The following is a 21822-nucleotide window of genomic DNA, read 5'->3' as shown; positions in this document are numbered from 1 at the left end:
GTTCATTATGGCAGATTCTTCCCGATGGATGCCTTATATACAGACAGCCACTCTTCCTGTGTGAACTGGATTTTCAGTGCGTCCATGGCATTCTTTATGCGATCGATCTTTCCTGATCCCACGATGGGCAGAATCTTACCCGGATGACTGGTGAGAAACGCAAAGGCCAGGGTATCAAGCCTTGTCTCACCATACTTCTCTCCTATGGAAAGCAGTGTGCTTCTCACATTCTTCACCCGCTGGGAATCTCCTGTGAAGAGTTCTCCTCCTGCCATAGGAGACCATGCCATGGGATAGAGTCCTCTTGTCATGAGATGGTCCATGGTGCCGTCCTGAAACACATCCAGATGCAGTGGTGAAATCTCCACCTGATTGGTCACCAGGGGATATTCAGTATAAGAGCTCAGCATCTCGAATTTGGTGCTCTCGTAATTGGATACACCGAAGTTTCTCACTTTTCCGGAATCATAGAGCTGTCTGAATGCTTCACTGACTTCAGCAGGATCCATGAAAGGGGACGGTCTGTGAATCAGAAGAAGGTCCAGATAATCTGTTCCGAAATTCTTCAGTGACCTTTCTGCTGACTGGATGATATGCTTTCTGGAATTGTCATAGTGATGGGTCTCATACTGCGGTCTGTTTTCACAGGGAAACACAATGCCGCATTTGGTCACGATGGTCAGTTTCTCCCGGAGTCCCTTCTTCAGCTTCAGCGCATCTCCGAAGGCTTCCTCACAGGAAAACCCGCCGTATATGTCTGCCGTGTCCACTGTGGTGATGCCCAGATCCATGACTTCTTCCGTGAAATGAAGCAGTTCCTCTCTGGTCATTTTCCAGTCCATGAGTCTCCAGTGGCCATGTATGATCCGATCCATGATCAGGGTATCGGATAATCTTACTTTTTCCATTTCCTTCCTCCTTTTTCTTATCCTCTGAATTACTGTTATGTACATTATATCCTTTTTTCAGTGCACTTATCAATTTTTACCATGGATCCGTCTGCTGTTTCCATTCCCTTTCCATGGAATCCATCCTGGAGCCTATAAAAAAGGAATCAGATAAATTGACAATAATCCGTTAATCTTCCGAAAAACCCATAGGCAAGGAATCCATCTCTGTTGTATGATAGAAATGTAAAGGATTACTTATTAGGAGATGATGAAAATGAATGAAAAAGAGAAATTCAGGCAGGAGAAGATCGATGAAGCCGAATCTCATTTCGAAGCAGAGAACATGAACAAGTATGATGAGCTGGAGCTGAAGGAAAAGAATCTTAAAATCAATGAATTCGAGACCGAGTATGTGGACCCGACGGACGAAGAAGTGAAGGACATCAAGGATCATCCCTGTGTGGACCAGGAAGAAGTCGAGAAAAGAAATCCGGATGAGTTCTCAAAAAAGATCTAGCAGAAACATCATAAAAATGAGGTATTTCCAGAACGAACTGGAGATACCTCATTTCATTATTCATTATTCATTATTCTTGATTCTTGCTCTGCTACAGACTGGTGATTTCCTTGAAGAGCTCCATGGCCGCATCTCTTGGACCACTCTTCTCCTTGTCTGGAACTCCAAGCTGGGTGTAGATTTCGCCCACCTTGATCTTGTTCTTGAACAGTGCAGTAAAGAAGATGTCCAGAAGTTTGTCGGTGTCCTCGCTTTTCTGCAGCGGTCCGAACGGATTGGCGAAGTAGGACTCCACGAGACCATTTTCCGTTGTGGTTCCCTTGGCCATTCTCTTGCCGGAACGGAAGATCTCCTTGGCTTCGTTCTGATCCTTGAAGTATCTTACGCCTGGTTCTCCTTCTGCCAGCACCTTGTAGTTGTTGGCATAAAGGAACAGGTCCACAGGATAGCCCTTGACGACTTCCTTGTAGGTGGCTACAGGCATGACCAGTCTTGCATTGGTCTTATCCGGATTCATGAAGATGGATCGGTCGATCTCCTTGAAGGCATAGCCCTGATCCAGATCATCCAGTCTGACGAAGGCACCGATTTCGGTTCCGTATCCCATGACTTTTCCGTTCTCCAGAGTGAAGAAGCCCATGTCATCAAAGATGATGGTCATATCACTGATATGGTCTTCGGAAAGACTTCTCAGCGCTTCGAGAGATTCGGACTTTCCTGCACCGGAGTCTCCCATGATGACCACATTGGCGGACTTGCCGTTCTTCATGTTGATGTTCACCATGGCTCCATGGATTGGAAGATGTCCTCTCTTGATCATGATGAGATTATGAAGGGTAAGACTCATCTTCTTCATGTATCCGAAGTAGTCGATTTCGTCGCTGTATGGCACAAAACCAAGCATGATGTCGTTTTTCGTATCATCGTAGAACACATTGCCCAGCTCTTCATTGGAGTTTCTTCCACCGAACACATAGACGATATCAGGTTTTCTGCCCACGTATTCTTCTTCTCTGGCCATCTCGAAGAGATTGGACAGGCTGATTCCATGAGCCATCAGGTCTCTGTGGAAATAAAGAAATGCGGTGAGCTTACCGATCTTCGCTGGATAGCAGAAGAAGTGGTCTCTGTTCAGGTAGGCTTCATCCATAGGATTCACAAAAGTCTCCTGGAAGATGCCGTCTCTCTTGTTCTTCTTCGGATAGGAAATGAAAGGGGAATCCATGACGATGGCACTGATGAACGGAATATCGCTCAGGATCTCGTATCCCTTGGGGATGGGCCATAGGGTCTCCTGCAGGATCACACCGGCATTGACGCCCGCTGGAACCTGTCTGAAGACATTGGGTTCATAACCCAGCACATTTCTTCCGATCTTTCGATACAGCTCCAGAATGAGGTTCGTGAACTTATGATTGGCATCGATGAAGCTGGTCTGCGCCAGTCCATCGGTATTCCTTCTGTTCTGAATGACGGAGTATCTTTCCAGTCTTCTCCAGAAGGCATAGAAATCCTCCAGCAGCGCCGAGAACCAGTCCGGGTCGGAGAGAAGCGGCTCATAGTCACATCGGATCTTGATCACTTCTTCTCTGTGGAATAAGGTCAGAAGCTTCAGCACTTCCACCATCTTGTCCGTGAGTTCACTGATGGTGTCTCCCTCATAGATGGAGACCAGTCTCTTGTAGTTCTGGGTATTTCTCTTCGCAATGGATTCAAGATAGGTCACGGTCACTCTGCGGAAAGAATCTGATTCCAGAATCTTTTCAATGGTATCGCAGTACTTGGCCGAAAAATTGATCATGGCTTTACCCTTACTCAGGGAAAATTCTTTTTTCATGGGACACCTCTCAATTGTAATTATTCTGAACCTAATGTGGTAATTAAGTCTATGTTATATAGTATACAGCAATTTCGATAAAGATATGTGTTTTTTTCTGACAGAATCTCATAATTAACAGTTATTTTTCATCTTCCTTTCATTGCCTTTTCATCATTTTTTAATTTAGCACCCTTACAATGGACACAAATAGTAAGAAAAAGAGGTGCAGACATTGAATCAGAATAAAAAGCTAACCAAGTCATCCACCAACAAGTGGCTCTTCGGGGTCCTTGGAGGATTCGCGGAGTATTTTGGCATTGATGCCAATCTCCTTCGAATCGGATTCATCATCTTCTCCCTGCTGCCCGGACCTTCCATCATCATCTATCTCATCTGCGCAGTCATCATGCCGAATGAAGAAGGCAGCTACTGATTCCATGGGCTGTCTTATCTCTGAAGCCGATTTCCGTCCTTTACAAGAAGATCCTTCCATCCTGCAGATCAGGTGGAAGGATCTTTTTTGCTCTATTTCACTTTTTCACCTGATGGCTGAGTACATTCTACAGGGCACCCTGCTTCTTCCTGTTGATTTCCCGCACTCTTTCGATACGGGTTTCCTCATCCAGGATGGTTCCATCCTCGTCCATGGTCACATGATATCCTTCATGGATTTCCGTTCTGAAATTCCCCTGGGCCACACTGAACCCTTTCAGGCCAGGCGCATCCAGGAGCCCTTCCTTGATGGCCAGGTGGATGACTTCAGGGTCCACCAGAGGATCCTCCACGTCTTTGATCTTACTGATCTCACGGAGCAGGTATCTCACTTCGGATTTCAGATATTCCAGTCTTTCCTTGAACGTCGGATCCTCATGAAGGTTCTCCAGAAGACCACGCTCGGCGATTTCCATGGACTTGTTCACAATACGGATGCTCTCCAGGATCTCCTTGCTGGTGGCTCTCTTCACCGCTTCCGAATAGGACACCACATGAACGATATCCGGTTTCAGGAAGGATCCGTAGAACATGGTGGATGCGATGAGCCCCTTGGCCTTGTCCATGTCTGCAGGATAAGCCAGCAGTCCTGTTCGCACCATGCGGATGATGTGGAAGGTATCATCCTCCAGCTCGCCCATGAGATCGATCTTCGCCTGCATTTTCGCCAGGTCCATCATGGGGGAAATGGAAGGCGGATTGGCCAGCATGTACTGCATGACCATATCCTTCACGCCCAGGTGTTTCGCCACCTTGGCCGTGATGTAGCTGATGGCCACTTCAATGACATCCGAGCAGTACCGGAGTGCCCACTGGTGAGACTCATTCATCTCCACAGGCACGCCCATTTCCGCATTGTAGGCGATGGCTTCCATGTTTTCCCTGATGGCGGTGAGAAGCTCTCTGTCGCTTCTTCTGTCCAGCTGGCTGTACCAGGTCAGTGGAATGGCAGCCCAGGCATTGTGCACGGTCTCTTTCAGAATCTTCGAGAAGGGATAGATGTCTCTGGTGCCGGAATAGCATCTCATCATGGGGTAGTTTCCGCGCCTGGTGGCTTCATACATCATCCTCAGATGCTCTTCGTTTCGTATGGGCACGCCCCCTGCACCATCTTCCCCCTTGGGCATCTCTTCCTGATGGAAGTAGAATTCCTGACAGTTCTGGTCCGGCGCCAGGGAGATCACATCCAGCAGCCTGCTCTCGGCCAGCACCTTGATGTCTTCATAGGTGGCCTCGATGGTTTCCAGCCCGATGTGATGACGGATGATGGGAAATGGCTTTTTCCATTCTATTCTCTCTCTCAGGCTCTGAGGAGGCATTCCGTCCTCCACCACGCCTTTTTCGATGTTTCTCAGGTAGATGATGCTTTCCGCCTGTTCCTCGCTGCCATCAAAAACCTTGCTGATATAGTCTAATTTTCTTGCCGCTTTGGCGGTTTCCACTGTTCCACCGAAGATGAACACGATGTCAGAAAATCCCTGCTCCTTGATGATGCCCTCCAGCTCCTTCAGTAGATAATAGGCCCCTTCTTCCGAAAGTCTGTAGCTTAAGGCCACCACATGGGGCTCATACTCAATGATGCCCCCCACCAGTTCCTTCAGGGGAACCGCCGAGCCCATATACTCCACGTCGTAGCCTTCTTTTCTCGCCAGTACACTGAAATTGTATATTCCCGCAGCATGCACACAGTTTCCTATGGATGCCACAATCATCTTTTTATTCAAAAAATCAGCTCCTTTTTGTGTTTTCCGCTTCCAGTTCGTCTATGGTCACACCCTTCATCAGCTGCTTGTAATCAAAATGAAGTTTCCCTGCCGTTCTTCCGATTTCCCGGAAGTCCTTCTGAAGAAGCGCATTGGCCAGGTTGATGACCATTTCCGTATGGGTCATGGGGAGTCCCAGATCTTTGCCCATGCTTTCCAGAGGAACCAGTCCGTAGGGAATGTCCTCATAGATGTATCGGTAGGAAAGGCTTTGAGGCGCAGAGATCTCTTCATAGGATGGATTGTTCTGGATGCAGTCATAGAGCGTTTCGCAATCGATGTTGTAGGAATGGCGCATCCACTCCTTGGCCGATATGACAGGGTGATTCAGAAGCTTTGCCACCTCCTGCCTCTCTTCGTCGATTTTTTCGATGAAGGAGGCGATGGTTCTGCTGATGCCTTCCCTGTAGTACTTGAAGCTCTGATCGGATTCCACCCATCCAGTGTTCAGAAGCATCGGTGCGCAGTGAAGAATCATGCCCACATTCCCGATGGAGGTTTCCACCATGCTGTCCGCCTTTTTATAGAACTTATTCAGTTCATCCGGAATCCTTCTCAGAAGCTCATCCAGGTCCACTCCGCTGAAACTGGAAATGAGAATGTCCCTTTTCAGCGCGATGATGTTGACGCTGGTCTGGGAGAGTTTTCTGCAGGTGTAGATGATGGTCTGGGTTTCCAGAATCTGGACATTGCTGAAATTGCCCGACTTAAAAAGCTCATCTTTGAAATCCACCGCCCCGAAGGTTCTGCCTGGATTGAGGATCACGATATGCTCATCCGTAAGATAGGGCGCCATGATTCTTGCCAGTCCCTGATGGGATGTGGCAGGCGTTGTCACCAGAACAACCTTCGCGCAGGACAGCACCTCTTCTACATCCGTGGTCACCATTTCCAGCTCGAATTCGCCCACAAGCACGCCTGTGGTTTCCACTCTCCTGGTTCTCATGAGATCCGAGATGTTGTCTTCACTTCTATTCCATAGGTATACCTTGTTCTCCGTAAAGCTCATATGGGCCGCCATGGCAAGCCCGGAATTTCCTGCTCCGATGATTGCTACTCTCATTCATTCATACCTCCTTTTCCTTCTGATGCAGTAGTCTGTATGTCTCTTTCCATTACTGGATGAAATACTTTTTTCTCTTCTATATTTTAGTGATTTCCCAATGTAATCGGTGTAGTATTATTATACTTGATTTAAGCTTACTACTTCCTTAATATTTCATCAGTTTACAGAATATTATAGATTTGCTCAGATTATTTACAGGAGAACGATTGAAAAGCGCCCTTTTCTTCCGGCATTGGAAGATAAGAACGCTTTTGCTGCCTCTTCTACAAATTGCAGGATAGGCTCTTTCATTTCTGTAAAACATAAAATCTGATATTCTAGTAAACCGCCTTGTAGTCCTCATCGCCCATGAGTCTGTTCAGATAGTGGATGATGATTTCTGCACTTGTGATATTGGTGGCGATGGGGATCTTATGAACGTCGCAGAGCCGCAGCAGCGCCTGCACATCCGGTTCATGGGGCTGTGCGGTGAGGGGGTCTCTGAAGAAGATCACGAACATGATCTTTCCTTCTGCAATGAGTGCACCGATCTGCTGATCGCCTCCGATGGGGCCGGACTGGAGTCTGTGAATATCAAGTCCTGCATCCTCAATGAGCCTCTTCCCTGTGGTTCCTGTTGCATAGAGATTGAATTTTTCAAGAATCTTCTTGTGTTTTCTGGCAAAAAGCACCAGATCATCCTTCATATTGTCATGGGCAATCATTGCTCCGTTCATTTCATTCCCTCCGTTTTGCTTTCATTTCTTCACTCCGATTATATCATGAAAGACGCCAGGCAGGGCGTTCTACAGGGCCATTGACTCAAAGTCCATAGAGATTTAACACTTCCTTCACGAACTGGGAGAGATTTGGTTTATAATGAATATATGAGTATTTTAACGAATCAAGGAGGATCCAATATGTCAAATGTGCCAATATGGAAACTAAACAATGGACTGGAAATCCCAAGCGTCGGCTTTGGTGTATTCAAAGTCAAAGAAGGGGACGAGGTGTACCTGGCTGTGCTGGAAGCACTGAAGGCAGGATACAGACTCATCGATACCGCAGCCATCTACGGAAATGAGGAAGGCGTAGGAAGGGCCATCAAAGACAGTGGTATTCCAAGAGAGGAAATCTTTCTGACCACCAAGCTCTGGAATACAGACCAGGGGTATAACAATGCCTTTACGGCATTTGAGACCAGCCTTAAAAAACTGGATACGGATTACGTGGATCTGTACCTTGTGCACTGGCCCGGCAAGGACAAGTATGTGGAATCCTACAAAGCACTGGAGAAGCTCTACAAGGACAAACGCGTAAGAGCCATCGGTGTATGCAACTTCCACATCCATCATCTGGAGAAGCTCCTGGCTGAAACCGAAGTGGTTCCTGTGATGAACCAGATCGAGCTGCATCCTTTGATGAACCAGAAGGAGATCCGAGACTACTGCAAGGAAAAGGGTATTCAGGTGGAAGCCTGGGGACCACTGATGCAGGGAAAAGAAGACCTGGATGCACCGGTCTTTGTGGAACTGGGCAGAAAGCATGAAAAATCTCCCGCTCAGATCATTCTGAGATGGCATTTCCAGAATGATGTGCTGGCCATTCCGAAGTCCGTTACACCATCGAGAATCAGAGAGAACATCGACATCTTCGATTTCGAGCTTTCTGAGGAAGACATGGGAAAAATCAATGCGCACAATCAGAACAAGAGATTAAGCGCCGACCCTGACACCATGATGAACGGGTTCGACTAGAAATCCAGAAAATCAGTCATGAAATTACAGCCCTGCCTTAGAGCCCCTCATCCCAGTGAATACTAATAGGATGAAGGGCAGCAGCAGGGCTGTCTTCACGAGTAGAAGCGAAAAAACATTACGAGGAGAAGTCTATGGATCAAATCGAAACTAAAAGACTACTATTAAGGAAGCTCCTTGCCTCCGATGCAAAGAGAATCGAGAAACTGGCCGGAGACTATGATGTGGCAAAAACAACCCTGAACATCCCGCATCCCTATCCGGAAGGTTCCGCCAGTGAATTCATCGAGAAATGCCATCAATCGGAAGAGATGAAAAGTATTGCGGCCTTCGCCATGGTGGAAAAGGAATCCCAGCTCTTCATCGGTCTCATCAATCTGAATCTGTCTGCACCGCACCGGAGAGGAGAACTGGCTTACTGGATCGGCAAGGACTACTGGGGAAAGGGCTATGGTACGGAAGCGGTAAAGGCGCTCCTGGCCTATGGCTTTCAGGAGCTTCAACTCCACAGGATCTATGCCGCCGCCTTCACCAGCAATCCAGGTTCCTGGAGGGTCATGGAGAAAGCGGGACTATCCTATGAAGGAACGCTCAGGCAGCATGTGGCAAGACTGGGTGAGTTTCATGACCTGGTCTATTATGGCCTCCTGAAAGAGGAGTATGAAAAAGGCTTCGACCAGAAAGAAGCCTTGGATGATCTTTCTTCGTAAGTAAGGATTGAACATCAGCAATCAAAAAGAAGGTGTAACTCTTAAAAAAGAGCTGCACCTTCTTTATCTTATGCGAAGTTTTCCATATAGAATTTCTTGATTTCTTCCTTCAGCTGATCTTTCGCTTTTCTGTAGGCTGCTTCGTCCTGGCCTTTGGGGTTTTCGATGAAGTCCCACTCGATGACTTTGTCTGCAAATACCAGAGGACATCCTCCTTCATCGCATCCCACCACGATGGCGTAGTTCATGTCGAAGTCCATTTCAAAAAGATTGGTCAGTTTCAGTCCTTCTGTACTGATTCCATCCTCTTCCAGAATCTTCATGGCGGTTTCATCCGCCTCTTCACCTTCAATGCTTCCTACGGCCACAATCTCCGCATCCTTGAAATATTCTCCTGCAATGGATGCTGCAAGCTGGGCTCTGGTGCTGCTTCCATTACATACATAAGCCATTTTCATATCGCTCTCTCCTTCAGAATCTGATTTTCATTTTGACTTGATTTTACCACAGATGAGGCGTCATCTCCATAGACTACAGCTCATCTGTGTCAAATATCATGTCCTCATCATCATAGAACTCCAGATAGGTATGCTTCTCCCCGTTCTTGTCTCTCCAGCCCACCACGGAGTCCATCTGGATGTTCTCCTGGGAACGGAAGATGCATTTGTCCACATCCTTGTTCTGTGCTTTGAGATTTTTAATCATTTCACGGACCTCATAACGCTTGTTTCCGATCTTCTTGGCGGCCACCATGCAGGCACAGTTCATGGGCCAGATGCCGGAATTCTGGATCCAGTTCTTGATGTTGTCCTCTTCCACCAGGTAGAGGGGTCTGATGATTTCCATATTCTCGAAGTTCTGAGCCTTGAGCTTGGGCAGCATGGACTTGAAGGTCCCTCCGTAGATGACATTCAGCATGACCGTTTCAATGACATCGTTGAAGTGATGCCCCAGAGCAAGTTTGTTGCAGCCCAGGTTCTGGGCGAATTCGTAGAGGGACCCTCTTCTCATTCTCGCACACATATAGCAGGGGTAATCCTTGGCGATCTTGTCGATGACATTGAAGATGCCTGACTCATAGATCTTCACCGGGATATCCAGATATGCGCAGTTCTCTTCCAGAAGTTTTCGGATCTCCTTGTGATACCCGGGGTCCATGGCAATGAACTCCACTTCGAAATCCACTTTCTTATGTTTTTTCAGCTCCTGGAAAAGCTTCGCCAGAATCAGGCTGTCCTTTCCTCCGGAGATGGCCACGGCAATCTTGTCCCCTTCCTGAATGAGCTGATAATCGTTGATGGCTTTTATGAATTTTCCCCACACATTCTTCTTATAGGTGGTGGTCAGGCTTCTTTCGATTTCCTGTAGTGTTTTTCGTTCACTGAACGGAACGAGGATTTCACACCCTTCTCCTGCAATACTCATCTATCTGTACACCTCTTTATTTTACTGATAACTGTTTTCAATGATTTGATTTACAATGATAGATTATATCATAAAAAAGTTATGGGATACACCTTCCGCGCAAAAAACATTGAAACTCATGAGGAGTCGCGAAAATCATTTGCGAATTCCGGGTTAAATTTCAATTAAAAATGATAAAAAGAAAACAAGTTGTCTTATAATGAAAGCAGATAGTAAAGTAGGAGGGATTTGATTATGGTCATTACAACAACCAATGCAGTGGAAGGTAAAAGAGTCATTGCCTATAAAGGGATTGTTTTCGGAGAAGTCATCACAGGAATCAACTTCATCAAGGACTTCACCGCAGGCATCTCCGATTTCTTCGGTGGCAGAAGCAAGACCTATGAAAGTGAAATGATTGAAGCAAGAATCAACGCTTTGAGAGAACTGGAAGAAAGAGCCTACAGCTTAGGCGCCAACGCCGTCATCGGTGTGAAAATCGACTATGAGACACTGGGACAGAATAACGGCATGCTCATGGTCACCGCAGCGGGAACCGCTGTGGTCGTGGAATAGGAAAGACATTGTAAAGGAGAGGAATCCATCTGCGGGTTCCTCTCCTTTATTCTAGTCTTCGTATTCTTTTTCAAAGACCCTGGTGCTTCTGACCGTATCAATGGGTCGCACCAGCTTTTCGATTTCCTCTCTCTGGTCCTCGAAGTAGGGTGGAAGCGAAAGCTTCTCGCCCAGGGTTTCATAAGGTTCATCTCCCATGAATCCGGGGCCGTCCGTCGCCAGCTCGAAGAGTATGCCGCGGGACACCTTGGCGTAAAGGGATTTGAAATAGTATCTTTCCACAAAGCCGGAGTTCCTGAGTCCGAAGGATGCATACCTGTCAATCCACGCATCCAGCTCCTTCTTGTCTTCCACTCGGAAAGCCACATGGTGCACTGTGCCGTAGCCCTGCCTTCCTGCAGGCAGATCCTTGTTCTCTTCCAGGATGACGCTTCCACCGTTGCCGCCATCTCCCATTTCAAAAAGATGAACGTCTCCTTCCGATGCGGTCTCTTTCATGAGATAGACCTTCTCCAGGATCTCCTTGAGCCCTTTATAGTCCGGTACGGTGAGCTTGATGGGACCAAGACCCGTGATGGCATATTCCAGAGGAATAGGGCCCTTCTGCCATGGAATTCCGGAAGGAACACCCTTATTCTTTTCGTCGGAGATCATCTGATATCTCTGGTCATCAAAGTCCACAAAGGAAAGGACTTTTTTTCCGAACAGCTCACTGATGCCTTCATGCTTCACCTTCAGTCTGTCGAATCTCTTCACCCAGTAGGTGAGGGCTTCATCGCTCGGTACACGGAAGGATGTCTTCGTGATTTCGTCTGTTCCATGGGTACCCTTTGCTATCCCAGGAAAATCGAAGAAGGTCATGTCCGTTCCGGGTCCGCCCACATCATCCGCAAAAAACAGATGATAGGTCTGGATGTCGTCCTGGTTCACCGTCTTCTTCACCAGTCTTAATCCCAGTACATAGGTGAAGAACTCATAGTTCTTTTCTGCGCTGCTTGTGATGGCGGTTACATGGTGTATTCCTTTTAATTCATTCATTGCTGTTTTCCTCCTGTTCATGAAGCTTTCCGCTCCATGACTTCTATTATTGTTTAATTCTTTTATATCGATCTTTCTTGCATTTGCTGTGATCTTTTGCGGTTTCATTCGGGTCTCTCCATGGAGATGATTTCTCCGATCCTCGCATAGCTGATTCCTGCAAGCCTGCTCATGGGCGAAAGGGCATGGGGATCGATTCTTCCTTTTTCATAGACCTTCTCATCGATATGAAATCTCACAATTCGTCCGATGAAAAGATCTGCACCGATTTCATCCCCGTCTCCGAGGGGCATGTGCTGGACCAGTCTGCACTCCATGCGCACCTTGGATTCCTGGATGCCTGGCACTTTCACCAGGTCGCTTTCAAGAAGTGTAAGCTTCGTCAGTTTCAGTTCACTCTCCCAGGATGGCAGCGAGGCTGCGGTCTCATTGACTTCATCCACATTCTCCTCGTCCACCCCATGGACGACAAATTCCTTCTCCCTAAGAATATTCCTTGCGGTATCCTTCAGCTCTCCCTTCCTTCTCTGTATGGAAAGGGAAATCAGAGGGGGACTGGAGGAGACCACATTGAAGTAGCTGAAAGGGGCTGCGTTGACCACTCCCCCTTCACCAAGGGTTGTCACAAAGGCGATGGGTCTTGGAATGATCGTTCCGATGAGGAGCTTATAGTTTTCTCTTTCGCTGTTTTTACCGGGATCGATGGATATCATATGGCTCTTCCTTTCTCTTCACACTTCCTACGAATTAGGATATTCCTGATTCGAGATATATTCGTAAAATTTTTTATCTGTTTTTTGCCTGTATACCCAGTTTCTTCAGCTGAGTAATCATTTCTTCCTTCTCCCAGGTATCCAGCCCTTCCAGAATTCTCTGAACAGCCTTCACATGGCCCGGAAAAATGTCATCCATCATGGCTTTTCCTTCCTCCGTGATAGACACCTGCGTGATTCTCCGATCCTCCGGATTGGGGGTTCTCAGAATGAGCTTCTTCTTCTCCAGCTTGTCCACCACATAGGTGATGCTGCTGCTGGCGATGAGCACCTTCTCTCCGATCTTCTGAACGGTCTGTTCGCCTCTATTGTATAGCAGTTCCAGCACGGCAAATTCTGTGGGATTGAGTCCATAGCTCCTGATTTCCTTCTCTATGCTTTTTCTGACGGAGTCCAAAGCTCTTGTGAGCACCACAAACAGCTTCAGGGACAACTTTTCATCCAACTGATTCCTCTCTTCTTCTTTCATCTGCATCATCCTCTACAAATATTATTTCGAATACGAGATAATTATACCGCGCTTGTTATTTCTTGTCAACCTTAATTGTATGAAATCTATTTAGCATGCTCGACAGGAGCGAACACTTAGGAAAAAAGCCAAAAAAAGTTTCCTGTTCAGGAGAATTTAAGATGACAGTATTGGATTATCCTGTATACTGAAGATATAGAAACGATTCTGAATACATGTTATGTTTTAGGAATTCGAATTTTTTGAGGATAGGAGAAAGGATATGGAACTGTTCATGGAGATCGTCATGGATATACTGTTTGAAGGCACCGCAGAGATTGTAAAGTCAAAGAAGTCCCCGAAGGCCCTTCGGTACTTCATTATTGGTCTGATCATCGGAATCATGGGCCTCTTCTTTTTTCTGTCCTATGTGCAGAGAGAAAATGAAACACTCATGTGGACATTCACTGTGCTGGGCAGCATCATAGCTGTCTTTCTTCTAAGTCTCTTCTACCGATTCGCTAAAGCGAGAATCCCTGAGTAGCCTCTATCCACTAAGAACTGAAACGGCCATGAGCTTAAAACTCATGACCGTTTTTCATTTGCATCTGATCTACATTCAGCTTTCTATAGCATCATCTCTTCTGCCTGCTTCTAGTATCCCAGTTCCAGATCCACCACGTTCTTCAGCTTTTCGCCGGCATAGAATCTTCTGATGTTCTCTGCGATGAGCGCAATGGAACGTTCATTGGACACATCACTGAACCCGCCCAGATGAGGCGTCAGAATGATGTTGTCCAGGTCCCACAGGGGACTGTCTTCCGGAAGAGGCTCTCTGGAGAACACATCCAGACCCGCTCCGCGAATCTTCTTCTCCTTCAGCACTTCTATCAGCTCTGCTTCATCCACTAGAGGTCCACGGGCCAGGTTTATGAGCACCGCATCTTCCTTCATGAGGGCAAGCTCCTCTTTGCCGATGAGGCCTCTGGTCTCTTTGGTCAGCGGTGCCAGGATCACCACATAATCCGCTGTTCTCATGGATTCGGAAAGCTTCTCCAGTTCTCGCACCTCATCGAAATGCGGAAGCTTCTCCACGGTTCTTTTCAGGCCGATGACCCTCATGTCGAAGGTCTTGGCTTTCTTGGCCAGCAGCTGTCCGATGCTGCCCGCACCGACGATGAGCATCTCCTTTCTGGTCAGCTCCGTCAGAGGATAATCCACCTTCCAGTTCTTCTCCTTCTGATGTCTGATGCTGGGCAGAAGAGCTCTTGCAAAGGATAAGACCATCCCCATGATATGGTCTGTCATCTGAGGTCCATGGACCCCACTGGAGTTTGTAAGAAGAATGCCTCTCTCTTTGATTTCCTTCAGGGGCAGGGTGTTCACCCCCGCACTGAAGGTCTGAATCCACTTGAGATTCTTAAAGAGCGCCAGGTCCTCCGCCTTGAATCTCCAGGGCGGAATGATGGCTTCCACTTCATCCAATCTATCCACATGGTCGCGGAAGTTCTCCACATCCAGTATGTCTTTTCCTGTTAATGCTCTGAGTTTGTCTGCCTCTTCTTTCGTCATGATGTAGTCCGGCATGCAGTTCATGATCATACGCTTCACCTCTGTCTTGTTCTTTTGTACTATTTTAACACACTTGGCAGCTGAAGCCTGATGGAATGGGGAAGATTCTCCATTTCTTCATAATGTTAACAAATACCATAGGTATTTGATATAATTAATATAAGAACATTCTGAAGGAGGATACCATGGAGAAGAAATCCACCGCTTATCTTGCCGCTCTGTCCATGTCCGTGATCATCGGCTTCTCTTTTCTCACCAATAAGATCAGCCTCGATACCGCTTCTCCATGGGCCATCCTTGCCCACAGATTCACCTTTGCCTTCCTCGCACTGCTTGCGCTGAAGGTTCTTGGATTCATGAAGTTCAGGCTGACGAGGAAGGAGGTCTTCGCCATCCTTCCTCTCTCTCTGTTTTATCCGCTGCTCTTCTTCTCCCTGCAGCTGCTGGGTCTTCAGAAAGTCTACTCTTCTGAAGCAGGCATCATTCAGGCGATGACGCCGCTTCTTACGATGATTCTGGCCACGCTGATTCTGAAGGAAAAGACGAAAAGAATGCAGAAACTCTTCATGCTGGTCTCGCTGTCGGGGGTGGTCTATATCTCTCTCGTGAAAGGAGCTGAGGTTTCGGTGGAGAGCCTGACAGGGTATCTTCTCCTTCTACTTTCCAGCTTTTCTTCCGCCATGAATCTGGTCCTCATCCGAAAGCTTGTGAAAGACCACAGCTTCATGAAGCTCACGTCTGTGGCCATCACCACGGGATTCATCCTTTGTAATCTCATAAACCTTACCCTTCATCTCATGGAAGGTCACCTCGAAAGCTACTTCTCCCCTCTGGGAACGCCATCCTTCCTTCTTGGCGTACTCTTTCTCGGTGTACTTTCCACTTTAGGCACCTCCCTTCTGTCGAACTTTGCCCTGTCCAGGCTGGAAGCCTCCAGAATGAGCATCTTCAATCACCTCGGGACTGTGATCTCCATCTTCGCAGGCGTCCTTCTCCTTCGTGAACACCTGCGCTATTATCAGGTCATCGGAGCGCTTCTCATCATCACCGGCGTCATCGGAACCAATTATTTTGCAGCGGACAAGAGAGAAAACAGGCAGAAAGCATGATGGGTTCCGGAAAGCACTGGACGTGGAAAAGAGCTGAAACACTCCGTTTCAGCTCTTTTCTCTATGTCTTAAGGTAAGGTCTAGAATTTTTCGGCGATGGTTTTCAGGATCACATAGGATGACATGGCACCCGGATCGATGTGACCGATACTTCTTTCGCCCAAGTAGGAAGCTCTACCCTTCTGTGCGATGATGGTCTTGGTGTAGTTCACTCCCTCTTCTGCTGCGGCTACGGATTTATCCATAGCTTCTCTTGTGGAGGATCCTTCTGCAATGGCTTTCTTCAGCGCTTCCAGTGCCGGCTCGATGGCATCCACCATGGTTTTTTCTCCTACTGTTGCTTTTCCTCTGATCTTGACTCCATCAAGGGCCGCTTCCAGCATCACCTGATAGTCGTTAAGATCCAGTTCCGTCTTTCCTGCTACGGATTTCGACGCATTCAAGAATGCTGTTCCGTATAAAGGACCTGCTGCTCCGCCCACTTTGGATATGAGCGCCATACCCACCGCCTTCAGAATATCTGAAGGGGTTTCAGGATTGGTGCTTTCCAGTTTTTCCTTTGCGGCACCGAAACCTTTGGCCATGTTAAGGCCATGGTCGCCATCACCGATGGCGGCATCCAGTTGGGTCAGATACAGTTTCTTCTCTTCGATGATCTCACTGATGGCCAGGATCACCTCTTTAACCTTTTGTGCATCAGCCATATGCGTTGCCCTCCTTCTATGCTGCTATAGTGATTTCAGTGCTGGTGTATCTGCTGGAGCATCAAAGAGCTCTTTCAGTTCATCATCCAGTTTCAGAAGTGTAACGGAGAAACCGGCCATTTCAAGAGATGTCATGTATTCTCCTACCATGGATTTGTATACCTTTATTCCTTTTTCCTTCAGGATTTCATGGACTCTCTTGTTTGCGATATAGAGTTCCATAAGGGGTGTGGACGCAAGTCCGTTCACCATGACAACCACTTCACTGCCGCTGTAGTCGATGTCTGCCAGGATCTTTCCTACCAGGTGGTCAACCAGTTCATCTGCAGGTTTCAGGGTTTCTCTGTGTGTACCTGGTTCTCCATGGATACCCATACCCACTTCGATCTCATTTTCTGCCAGCGTGAAGTTTGGCTCTCCAGCAGCAGGTACGATACATGGTGTCAGGGCCAGTCCCATGGATCTGACATTGGCGATGACCTTTTCCGCAACTCTCTTGACTTCGTCAAGCTCTGCTCCGGTTTCTGCCTTGGCGCCTGTGATCTTATGAACAAGAACGGTCCCAGCGATACCTCTTCTTCCTGTGGTCCAAGTGGAATTTTCCACAGCCACGTCATCGTTGACCACAACATAGTCAACTTTAAGATCTTCTGCTTCAGCCATTTCCTTGGCCATTTCAAAGTTCATGATATCTCCGGTGTAGTTCTTCACGATGAGCAGTGCACCCTTTGGTCCTGCTGTAGCCTTGATGGCTTCAAAAACCTGGTCTGGTGTTGGGGATGTGAATACAGCACCTGCTACAGCACCATCCAGCATACCCTTTCCTACAAATCCTCCATGAGATGGTTCATGTCCTGAACCACCACCACTGACAAGGGCTACCTTGTTTTCCACTGGGGAATTCTTTCTCACAAGAACCTCAAATCCATCCAGCTTTCTTACATGGTCGGGATGAGCATAAACCATACCCATCAGCAGTTCGTCGACGACATTGTTTGGATTGTTGATAACTTTTTTCATGTTAACCTCCTTGGATTTTGTTGTAAACCTTTACTTTGGTCAGCAAATAAAAACCAGACCATGTTTCCATGCATCCAGTATTCAGCTTTCTCATTAATTGTCCAACTAAAACAAAGCAATGTCAATCAACTTTAGGTAAATAATTAATTAATATTCAAAATACTTAACATCTTATCAATAAATATTACAGTTTGTCATTATATCACTATTCTTTGTCGACCACTCTGAACCCGCATGATAAACTATATCCAAACGCAAAGAATCAGCAGGATCCATGCGCATCCTGCTGATTCTTCTACTTCTCATTTATTCTCTTTGGACTACTTTCTTCTTCTTCTCGCAGCCACTTCGAACTTCGCTTTTCTTCCGGAAAGCTTCTTTCCGTTGAGCTTATTCACGATCTCATCCTCTGTACCAGCGACGACATCCACAAAGCTGAACTTGGTCAGAACGTCGATGGTTCCGATGCTGTCCGGCTTCAGATTCGTACCTGAAACGATGAAGTCGATCATCTTTCTTGGTGTAAGCTTATCCATGGACCCTACGGTCACAAAGAGTCTTACGAACTTCTTAGGCGTTTCCAGCATGTTCACTTTATAGTCAAAGCTCAGCTCTTCCTTATAAAGCATCTGCATGAGGGCAGCTGCCACATCTTCCACATTGAAGGTTTCCTTCATCTCTTCGATGACAGGGTAGAACTTCTTGTAGTTGTTTGTGGAAAGCTCGGTGACGATCTTGTTCTTGAAGGTTTCATTCTTGGTCTTGAAGATGTCTTCAAGGGTCGGAATCTCACGCTTCTCGATCTTGCCCTTTGTGACCTTTTCGATCTGCTTCAGGAACCCGAACTCTCTTGAGTTTACAAGGGAGTAGGCGATACCCTCACGCTGTGCACGTCCGGTTCTGCCGATTCTGTGCACATAGGACTCGATGTCCTGTGGCAGGTCGTAGTTCACCACGTGGGACAGATTGTCGATGTCGATTCCTCTTGCCGCAACGTCCGTTGCCACCAGGAACTTCAGCTTTCTGTCCTTGAACTTTCGAAGGGTTGCAATACGTACATTCTGGCTCATATCTCCGTGCATACCGGCTGCATTGTAGCCTTTATCCACCAGATTGGAGACCAGATCGTCCACATTTCTCTTGGTTCTGCAGAATACCAGTACGGATTCCATATCTTCAGAATCCATGATTCTGCATAGGGTCTCAAAACGATACTGTTCTCTCACCTCGAAGAAAGCCTGCTTGACGGTGGATACCGTCATGGACTTGTCTTTGACTTTGATGTGCACTCTGTCTTCTCTCATGTACTTCTTTGAGAGTCTCTTATATTCATCAGGCATGGTCGCTGAGAAAAGCATGGTCTGCTTATCGGCACTGGTTCCCGCCATAATGGTTTCGATATCTTCAACGAATCCCATGTTGAGCATTTCATCCGCTTCATCCAGGACCAGAAAGTCCACTTCATCAAGCTTCAGTACTTTTCTCTTCATAAGGTCGATGACTCTACCTGGTGTTCCAACTACAATATCCACGCCTCTTCTCAGTGTTCTGATCTGCGTATCGATACTGGAACCACCATAAACCGCGAGCAGTTTTACGCCGGTAAACTTTGCGATTCTCTCCACTTCTTCACTGACCTGAATGGCTAGTTCTCTTGTAGGTGCTAAAATGATCGCACTTACGGAGCCCTTCTTTTCGAGCATACTCAGCATAGGTGCTGAGAAAGCCAGTGTTTTACCTGTTCCGGTCTGCGCCTGTCCAATGACATCCTTGCCTTCCAGTATGACGGGAATGACTTCTCCCTGAATATCTGAAGGTGTTTCATAACCCATGGCACCGATACCTTTAAGTACACTTTCGCTTAGCCCTAGGTCAATAAATCTCTTGTCTTCCATATTTACCTCTTTCTTTCTATTTTTCATGATTGAGAATTCTCCATAAAAAAACCTCGCAGTCGTGCTGCAAGGTGTTGATAAATATCATCTATCATAAATTATGTACTATCCTAAACCACTGATGTATTATATCACTAAAGCAGACAAAGCGCAAACATTTCCTGAAATCTTTTCATTCTCTGATTTCTAAAGGTTTTCAGCCTTTTCATCCGTTTCTGTTTCTCAATTACCGCTCATGCTGAAATAATGTTCCTTCTTAAATCTCTTCTTTTACAAATCCTCATAATCCACGGAAACTTCATTGGAAAACAGAACCTTTATGTAATCTCTGCCTGCGTATAAAATGCGATATATATAGACATACTCATGATCTACTCGATAAAAGATGATATAGTTTCCAGCCACAAGATATCTGAAATCAGTCTGAACGCTGATTTTAGAACATAAGTCGACCCCAAGTAGTGGAAACATTTTTAACTGTTCGTAACGTTCAATAATCTTCCGCACCACATTCAATGCAGCTGCGGGATTTTGAAGTTCTTCTTATATGTAATCCCTGATTTCAATCAGATCTTCTGTTGCTTTTGGATTTACACGGATTTTATACATGTCATCAAACCCCCAGCTTTTCTTTCACCTGATCTTCTGACATCCAATCTTCATCACTGTTGATGTGTTTTTCAGCTTCCATTAGCTTAGACAACAATTTTATGGTTGCCTGTGTCTTTTCATACTCTTCGATATCTACAATGGCAAACTTACCCCTACCATTCTTTGTTAAAAACACAGGAGATCCGACCACAATATCTTTTAATACTTCGTTGTAATTTCTTAAATCAGAAACCGGCTTTATATTTGGCATACGATCAACTCCTTTTCTATATTAGATTTTATTTTACTTAAAATTCAACTTAATTTTTTACATCAATTTAGTTGAAGCACCATCCGGATTCATAAGACTCCCATTCTGAACATACTCTATGCCCATGAAAAACCCCTGATTCTGTCTCCAATCGAGCATTGAACCAGGGGTTGCATATACGATTTTACGCATTATTTTTTCTGATCTCTTTGAGAACCCTGCTATTCCAGTATGCCGAAGGTGTATCCTGCAGATTCGAACTGGTCGATGACCTGGTCCAGATACTCCGCTGTAATATCCTTGGTATCGTGCATCAGCACCACGGCGATGTCCTGCATCCAGTGCTCGCTAAGGGTGAACATCACATGCTCCGCCATGGCCTGGGGTCCTTCCGGCCTTCTGCTCTTGGGCTCTCCATCTCCTGATATGGCGTTCCAGTCCATATCATAGACGCCGATCTCCGCCAGAGCGCTTCTTGCCTCGTCGATTCCCTTCCAGCTCATGGAGCCTCCTGGAAACCGGAAGACTCTGGTGTCGAATTCATCCCCCAAGGATTTCCTCATGAGATCCCGAGTCTGTATGAACTCTTCCACAATCTTCTCCTTATCCGCCAATTTACCGGGATAGAGGGTATCGTAGACATGACTGTAGCTGTGCACAGCGATGGCATGTCCTTCCTCTATATAGCGATGAAGCACCTGCTCATCTGGATGCTCCGCCAGCACATACCCCGGGATGAAAAAGGTAGCAGGCACGCCTCTTCTCTTGAGAACCTCCAGCACCGCTTCGCTTTTCTTCACTGGACCATCATCAAAGGTTAAAAAGGCAATCTTTTCTCCCTCATAGGACACCCCGCCCCAGATCCAGTTCCGAACCATTTCCGTGCTGTAGGCATAGGCGGAGGCCCCTACTGAATGGTTGGTACCCACTTTCAGCGTGGTGAGATCGATCATGTCAGGAACGCTTTTTTCGCGATCCAGTGGCTTTTCCTCATGACTCTCTACAAACTCCTCCACTTCCACCTCTTTCGGCTCCATCTCTTCTTCCCCATTCTCCTCTTCCAGGTTCTGGTCCTCTATGCCATCAGCCACTTCCACAGGCTTCTTTTCATCTGCGAACCAATCCTTGAATACATACCCGGCTGTACCAAGGAGCACAATAAGAAGCAGAACGCCCAGAAGTTTTCTTCTGGTTTTCCTGCTGTGCATCTTTTTTCTATCATCTATTTCTTTTCTTCTTTTCATTTCCTCATATCCGTTCATTTCTCTTCAAGTCCCTTCTTCTTCGTCTCTTGATGACGCATACCCACTTCACTGTGACCGTTCTTGTTCATCCACATGATCGGAGGGTGAACGCTCTCTCACTTCTAAGGGTATAGGAAGTATACCGTCTAAACCTTACTAGAAGGTTAACAAAGGTTAACAATTC

23 protein-coding genes and 1 pseudogene are annotated in these 21822 nt (G+C 46.6%); 7 read left to right on the top strand and 17 right to left on the bottom strand.

From position 1 onward, the window contains the following. Window positions 1-5: 5 nt before the first annotated feature. Complete coding sequence (locus tag J3A84_RS07680) at window positions 6-908, bottom strand: aldo/keto reductase (RefSeq protein ID WP_207599430.1); 903 nt, start codon at window positions 906-908, stop codon at window positions 6-8. A gap of 256 nt (window positions 909-1164) precedes the next feature. Between J3A84_RS07680 and J3A84_RS07675 the strand changes: the two genes are divergently transcribed. After that, window positions 1165-1407 (top strand): hypothetical protein, encoded by a 243-nt coding sequence (locus J3A84_RS07675; RefSeq protein ID WP_207599429.1) that lies wholly within the window; start codon window positions 1165-1167, stop codon window positions 1405-1407. A 91-nt stretch (window positions 1408-1498) separates the two neighbouring features. On the opposite strand, the gene J3A84_RS07670 is transcribed toward J3A84_RS07675, so the two are convergent. Then, the gene (locus tag J3A84_RS07670) at window positions 1499-3244 is read right to left on the bottom strand and encodes a phosphoenolpyruvate carboxykinase (ATP) (protein ID WP_207599428.1); all 1746 of its coding nucleotides are present in this window, start codon (window positions 3242-3244) and stop codon (window positions 1499-1501) included. Between the two features lie 214 nt (window positions 3245-3458). Here J3A84_RS07670 and J3A84_RS07665 point away from each other — a divergent pair, with 214 nt between their 5' ends. Beyond that, window positions 3459-3659 (top strand): PspC domain-containing protein, encoded by a 201-nt coding sequence (locus tag J3A84_RS07665; RefSeq protein ID WP_207599427.1) that lies wholly within the window; start codon window positions 3459-3461, stop codon window positions 3657-3659. Window positions 3660-3786: 127 nt separating this feature from the next. Here J3A84_RS07665 and J3A84_RS07660 read toward each other — a convergent pair whose 3' ends face one another. The 3 genes from J3A84_RS07660 to mgsA all read right to left on the bottom strand — a co-directional run bounded on the left by J3A84_RS07660 (window position 3787) and on the right by mgsA (window position 7263). After that, window positions 3787-5442 carry a cobalamin-dependent protein gene (locus J3A84_RS07660; RefSeq protein ID WP_207599426.1) on the bottom strand — a complete coding sequence of 552 codons (1656 nt, stop codon included), beginning with the start codon at window positions 5440-5442 and terminating at the stop codon, window positions 3787-3789. Window positions 5443-5446: 4 nt separating this feature from the next. Continuing rightward, window positions 5447-6544: an NAD/NADP-dependent octopine/nopaline dehydrogenase family protein gene (locus J3A84_RS07655; protein ID WP_207599425.1), complete on the bottom strand. Its 1098-nt coding sequence runs from the start codon at window positions 6542-6544 to the stop codon at window positions 5447-5449. Window positions 6545-6864: 320 nt separating this feature from the next. Continuing rightward, window positions 6865-7263 (bottom strand): methylglyoxal synthase, encoded by a 399-nt coding sequence (gene mgsA / locus J3A84_RS07650; RefSeq protein ID WP_207599424.1) that lies wholly within the window; start codon window positions 7261-7263, stop codon window positions 6865-6867. Window positions 7264-7446: 183 nt separating this feature from the next. Between mgsA and J3A84_RS07645 the strand changes: the two genes are divergently transcribed. Beyond that, the gene (locus J3A84_RS07645) at window positions 7447-8283 is read left to right on the top strand and encodes an aldo/keto reductase (RefSeq protein ID WP_207599423.1); all 837 of its coding nucleotides are present in this window, start codon (window positions 7447-7449) and stop codon (window positions 8281-8283) included. Between the two features lie 134 nt (window positions 8284-8417). Continuing rightward, on the top strand, window positions 8418-8993 hold the full coding sequence (locus J3A84_RS07640) for a GNAT family N-acetyltransferase (protein WP_207599422.1): 576 nt from the start codon (window positions 8418-8420) through the stop codon (window positions 8991-8993). A 68-nt stretch (window positions 8994-9061) separates the two neighbouring features. On the opposite strand, the gene J3A84_RS07635 is transcribed toward J3A84_RS07640, so the two are convergent. Next, window positions 9062-9451: an arsenate-mycothiol transferase ArsC gene (locus J3A84_RS07635; protein ID WP_207599421.1), complete on the bottom strand. Its 390-nt coding sequence runs from the start codon at window positions 9449-9451 to the stop codon at window positions 9062-9064. A 73-nt stretch (window positions 9452-9524) separates the two neighbouring features. Next, on the bottom strand, window positions 9525-10418 hold the full coding sequence (locus J3A84_RS07630) for a tRNA 2-thiocytidine biosynthesis TtcA family protein (protein ID WP_207599420.1): 894 nt from the start codon (window positions 10416-10418) through the stop codon (window positions 9525-9527). 234 nt (window positions 10419-10652) lie between these two features. On the opposite strand from J3A84_RS07630, the gene J3A84_RS07625 reads away from it, so the two are divergent. Further along, window positions 10653-10973, top strand: coding sequence for a heavy metal-binding domain-containing protein (locus J3A84_RS07625; protein ID WP_207599419.1), 321 nt, complete (start codon window positions 10653-10655; stop codon window positions 10971-10973). Between the two features lie 51 nt (window positions 10974-11024). On the opposite strand, the gene J3A84_RS07620 is transcribed toward J3A84_RS07625, so the two are convergent. From J3A84_RS07620 to J3A84_RS07610, 3 genes are all read right to left on the bottom strand, one after another. After that, window positions 11025-12011 (bottom strand): ring-cleaving dioxygenase, encoded by a 987-nt coding sequence (locus tag J3A84_RS07620; RefSeq protein ID WP_207599418.1) that lies wholly within the window; start codon window positions 12009-12011, stop codon window positions 11025-11027. Between the two features lie 104 nt (window positions 12012-12115). Beyond that, entirely contained in the window at window positions 12116-12724 is a 609-nt protein-coding gene (locus J3A84_RS07615; RefSeq protein WP_207599417.1) for a flavin reductase family protein, read from the bottom strand. A gap of 73 nt (window positions 12725-12797) precedes the next feature. Next, a complete protein-coding gene (locus J3A84_RS07610; RefSeq protein WP_207599416.1) occupies window positions 12798-13253 on the bottom strand; it encodes a MarR family winged helix-turn-helix transcriptional regulator in 456 nt (151 codons plus the stop codon). A 262-nt stretch (window positions 13254-13515) separates the two neighbouring features. On the opposite strand from J3A84_RS07610, the gene J3A84_RS07605 reads away from it, so the two are divergent. Next, a complete protein-coding gene (locus J3A84_RS07605; protein WP_207599415.1) occupies window positions 13516-13776 on the top strand; it encodes a hypothetical protein in 261 nt (86 codons plus the stop codon). Between the two features lie 110 nt (window positions 13777-13886). Here J3A84_RS07605 and J3A84_RS07600 read toward each other — a convergent pair whose 3' ends face one another. Then, window positions 13887-14834, bottom strand: coding sequence for a D-2-hydroxyacid dehydrogenase (locus tag J3A84_RS07600; RefSeq protein WP_207599414.1), 948 nt, complete (start codon window positions 14832-14834; stop codon window positions 13887-13889). 155 nt (window positions 14835-14989) lie between these two features. Between J3A84_RS07600 and J3A84_RS07595 the strand changes: the two genes are divergently transcribed. After that, window positions 14990-15913, top strand: a complete 924-nt coding sequence (locus J3A84_RS07595) for a DMT family transporter (RefSeq protein ID WP_207599413.1) — start codon at window positions 14990-14992, stop codon at window positions 15911-15913. An 80-nt stretch (window positions 15914-15993) separates the two neighbouring features. Here the strand turns inward: J3A84_RS07595 and dhaL are convergent, their stop codons facing one another. The 6 genes and pseudogenes from dhaL to J3A84_RS07565 form a co-directional block, all read right to left on the bottom strand. Continuing rightward, window positions 15994-16617, bottom strand: a complete 624-nt coding sequence (gene dhaL, locus J3A84_RS07590) for a dihydroxyacetone kinase subunit DhaL (RefSeq protein ID WP_207599412.1) — start codon at window positions 16615-16617, stop codon at window positions 15994-15996. A 24-nt stretch (window positions 16618-16641) separates the two neighbouring features. Then, window positions 16642-17637: a dihydroxyacetone kinase subunit DhaK gene (dhaK, locus tag J3A84_RS07585; RefSeq protein WP_207599411.1), complete on the bottom strand. Its 996-nt coding sequence runs from the start codon at window positions 17635-17637 to the stop codon at window positions 16642-16644. A 320-nt stretch (window positions 17638-17957) separates the two neighbouring features. Beyond that, window positions 17958-19532 carry a DEAD/DEAH box helicase gene (locus J3A84_RS07580; protein ID WP_207599581.1) on the bottom strand — a complete coding sequence of 525 codons (1575 nt, stop codon included), beginning with the start codon at window positions 19530-19532 and terminating at the stop codon, window positions 17958-17960. 270 nt (window positions 19533-19802) lie between these two features. After that, window positions 19803-20054: pseudogene (locus J3A84_RS15300) on the bottom strand (type II toxin-antitoxin system RelE/ParE family toxin); the annotation flags it as partial. Window positions 20055-20145: 91 nt separating this feature from the next. Beyond that, window positions 20146-20394: a type II toxin-antitoxin system prevent-host-death family antitoxin gene (locus J3A84_RS07570; protein ID WP_207599410.1), complete on the bottom strand. Its 249-nt coding sequence runs from the start codon at window positions 20392-20394 to the stop codon at window positions 20146-20148. Between the two features lie 221 nt (window positions 20395-20615). Then, window positions 20616-21638 (bottom strand): polysaccharide deacetylase family protein, encoded by a 1023-nt coding sequence (locus tag J3A84_RS07565; RefSeq protein ID WP_207599409.1) that lies wholly within the window; start codon window positions 21636-21638, stop codon window positions 20616-20618. Between the last annotated feature and the right edge of the window lie 184 nt (window positions 21639-21822).

It is taken from the genome of Proteiniclasticum aestuarii, from assembly GCF_017368455.1.
In the GTDB taxonomy this organism is placed as follows: domain Bacteria; phylum Bacillota; class Clostridia; order Clostridiales; family Clostridiaceae; genus Proteiniclasticum; species Proteiniclasticum aestuarii.
This window is presented reverse-complemented; position numbering and strand designations above follow the sequence as displayed.

What these genes read in the sequence shown, in the direction of transcription:
- J3A84_RS07625 (WP_207599419.1), top strand. Translation starts at nt 10,653, where the DNA reads ATGGTCATTACAACAACCAATGCAGTGGAAGGTAAAAGAGTCATTGCC.
- J3A84_RS07615 (WP_207599417.1), bottom strand. Translation starts at nt 12,724, where the DNA reads ATGATATCCATCGATCCCGGTAAAAACAGCGAAAGAGAAAACTATAAG.
- J3A84_RS07640 (WP_207599422.1), top strand. Translation starts at nt 8,418, where the DNA reads ATGGATCAAATCGAAACTAAAAGACTACTATTAAGGAAGCTCCTTGCC.
- J3A84_RS07610 (WP_207599416.1), bottom strand. Translation starts at nt 13,253, where the DNA reads ATGAAAGAAGAAGAGAGGAATCAGTTGGATGAAAAGTTGTCCCTGAAG.
- dhaL (WP_207599412.1), bottom strand. Translation starts at nt 16,617, where the DNA reads ATGGCTGATGCACAAAAGGTTAAAGAGGTGATCCTGGCCATCAGTGAG.
- J3A84_RS07655 (WP_207599425.1), bottom strand. Translation starts at nt 6,544, where the DNA reads ATGAGAGTAGCAATCATCGGAGCAGGAAATTCCGGGCTTGCCATGGCG.
- J3A84_RS07580 (WP_207599581.1), bottom strand. Translation starts at nt 19,532, where the DNA reads ATGGAAGACAAGAGATTTATTGACCTAGGGCTAAGCGAAAGTGTACTT.
- mgsA (WP_207599424.1), bottom strand. Translation starts at nt 7,263, where the DNA reads ATGAACGGAGCAATGATTGCCCATGACAATATGAAGGATGATCTGGTG.
- J3A84_RS07565 (WP_207599409.1), bottom strand. Translation starts at nt 21,638, where the DNA reads ATGAAAAGAAGAAAAGAAATAGATGATAGAAAAAAGATGCACAGCAGG.
- J3A84_RS07595 (WP_207599413.1), top strand. Translation starts at nt 14,990, where the DNA reads ATGGAGAAGAAATCCACCGCTTATCTTGCCGCTCTGTCCATGTCCGTG.
- J3A84_RS07630 (WP_207599420.1), bottom strand. Translation starts at nt 10,418, where the DNA reads ATGAGTATTGCAGGAGAAGGGTGTGAAATCCTCGTTCCGTTCAGTGAA.
- J3A84_RS07670 (WP_207599428.1), bottom strand. Translation starts at nt 3,244, where the DNA reads ATGAAAAAAGAATTTTCCCTGAGTAAGGGTAAAGCCATGATCAATTTT.
- J3A84_RS07570 (WP_207599410.1), bottom strand. Translation starts at nt 20,394, where the DNA reads ATGCCAAATATAAAGCCGGTTTCTGATTTAAGAAATTACAACGAAGTA.
- J3A84_RS07635 (WP_207599421.1), bottom strand. Translation starts at nt 9,451, where the DNA reads ATGAAAATGGCTTATGTATGTAATGGAAGCAGCACCAGAGCCCAGCTT.
- J3A84_RS07620 (WP_207599418.1), bottom strand. Translation starts at nt 12,011, where the DNA reads ATGAATGAATTAAAAGGAATACACCATGTAACCGCCATCACAAGCAGC.
- J3A84_RS07600 (WP_207599414.1), bottom strand. Translation starts at nt 14,834, where the DNA reads ATGATCATGAACTGCATGCCGGACTACATCATGACGAAAGAAGAGGCA.
- dhaK (WP_207599411.1), bottom strand. Translation starts at nt 17,637, where the DNA reads ATGAAAAAAGTTATCAACAATCCAAACAATGTCGTCGACGAACTGCTG.
- J3A84_RS07645 (WP_207599423.1), top strand. Translation starts at nt 7,447, where the DNA reads ATGTCAAATGTGCCAATATGGAAACTAAACAATGGACTGGAAATCCCA.
- J3A84_RS07675 (WP_207599429.1), top strand. Translation starts at nt 1,165, where the DNA reads ATGAATGAAAAAGAGAAATTCAGGCAGGAGAAGATCGATGAAGCCGAA.
- J3A84_RS07605 (WP_207599415.1), top strand. Translation starts at nt 13,516, where the DNA reads ATGGAACTGTTCATGGAGATCGTCATGGATATACTGTTTGAAGGCACC.
- J3A84_RS07680 (WP_207599430.1), bottom strand. Translation starts at nt 908, where the DNA reads ATGGAAAAAGTAAGATTATCCGATACCCTGATCATGGATCGGATCATA.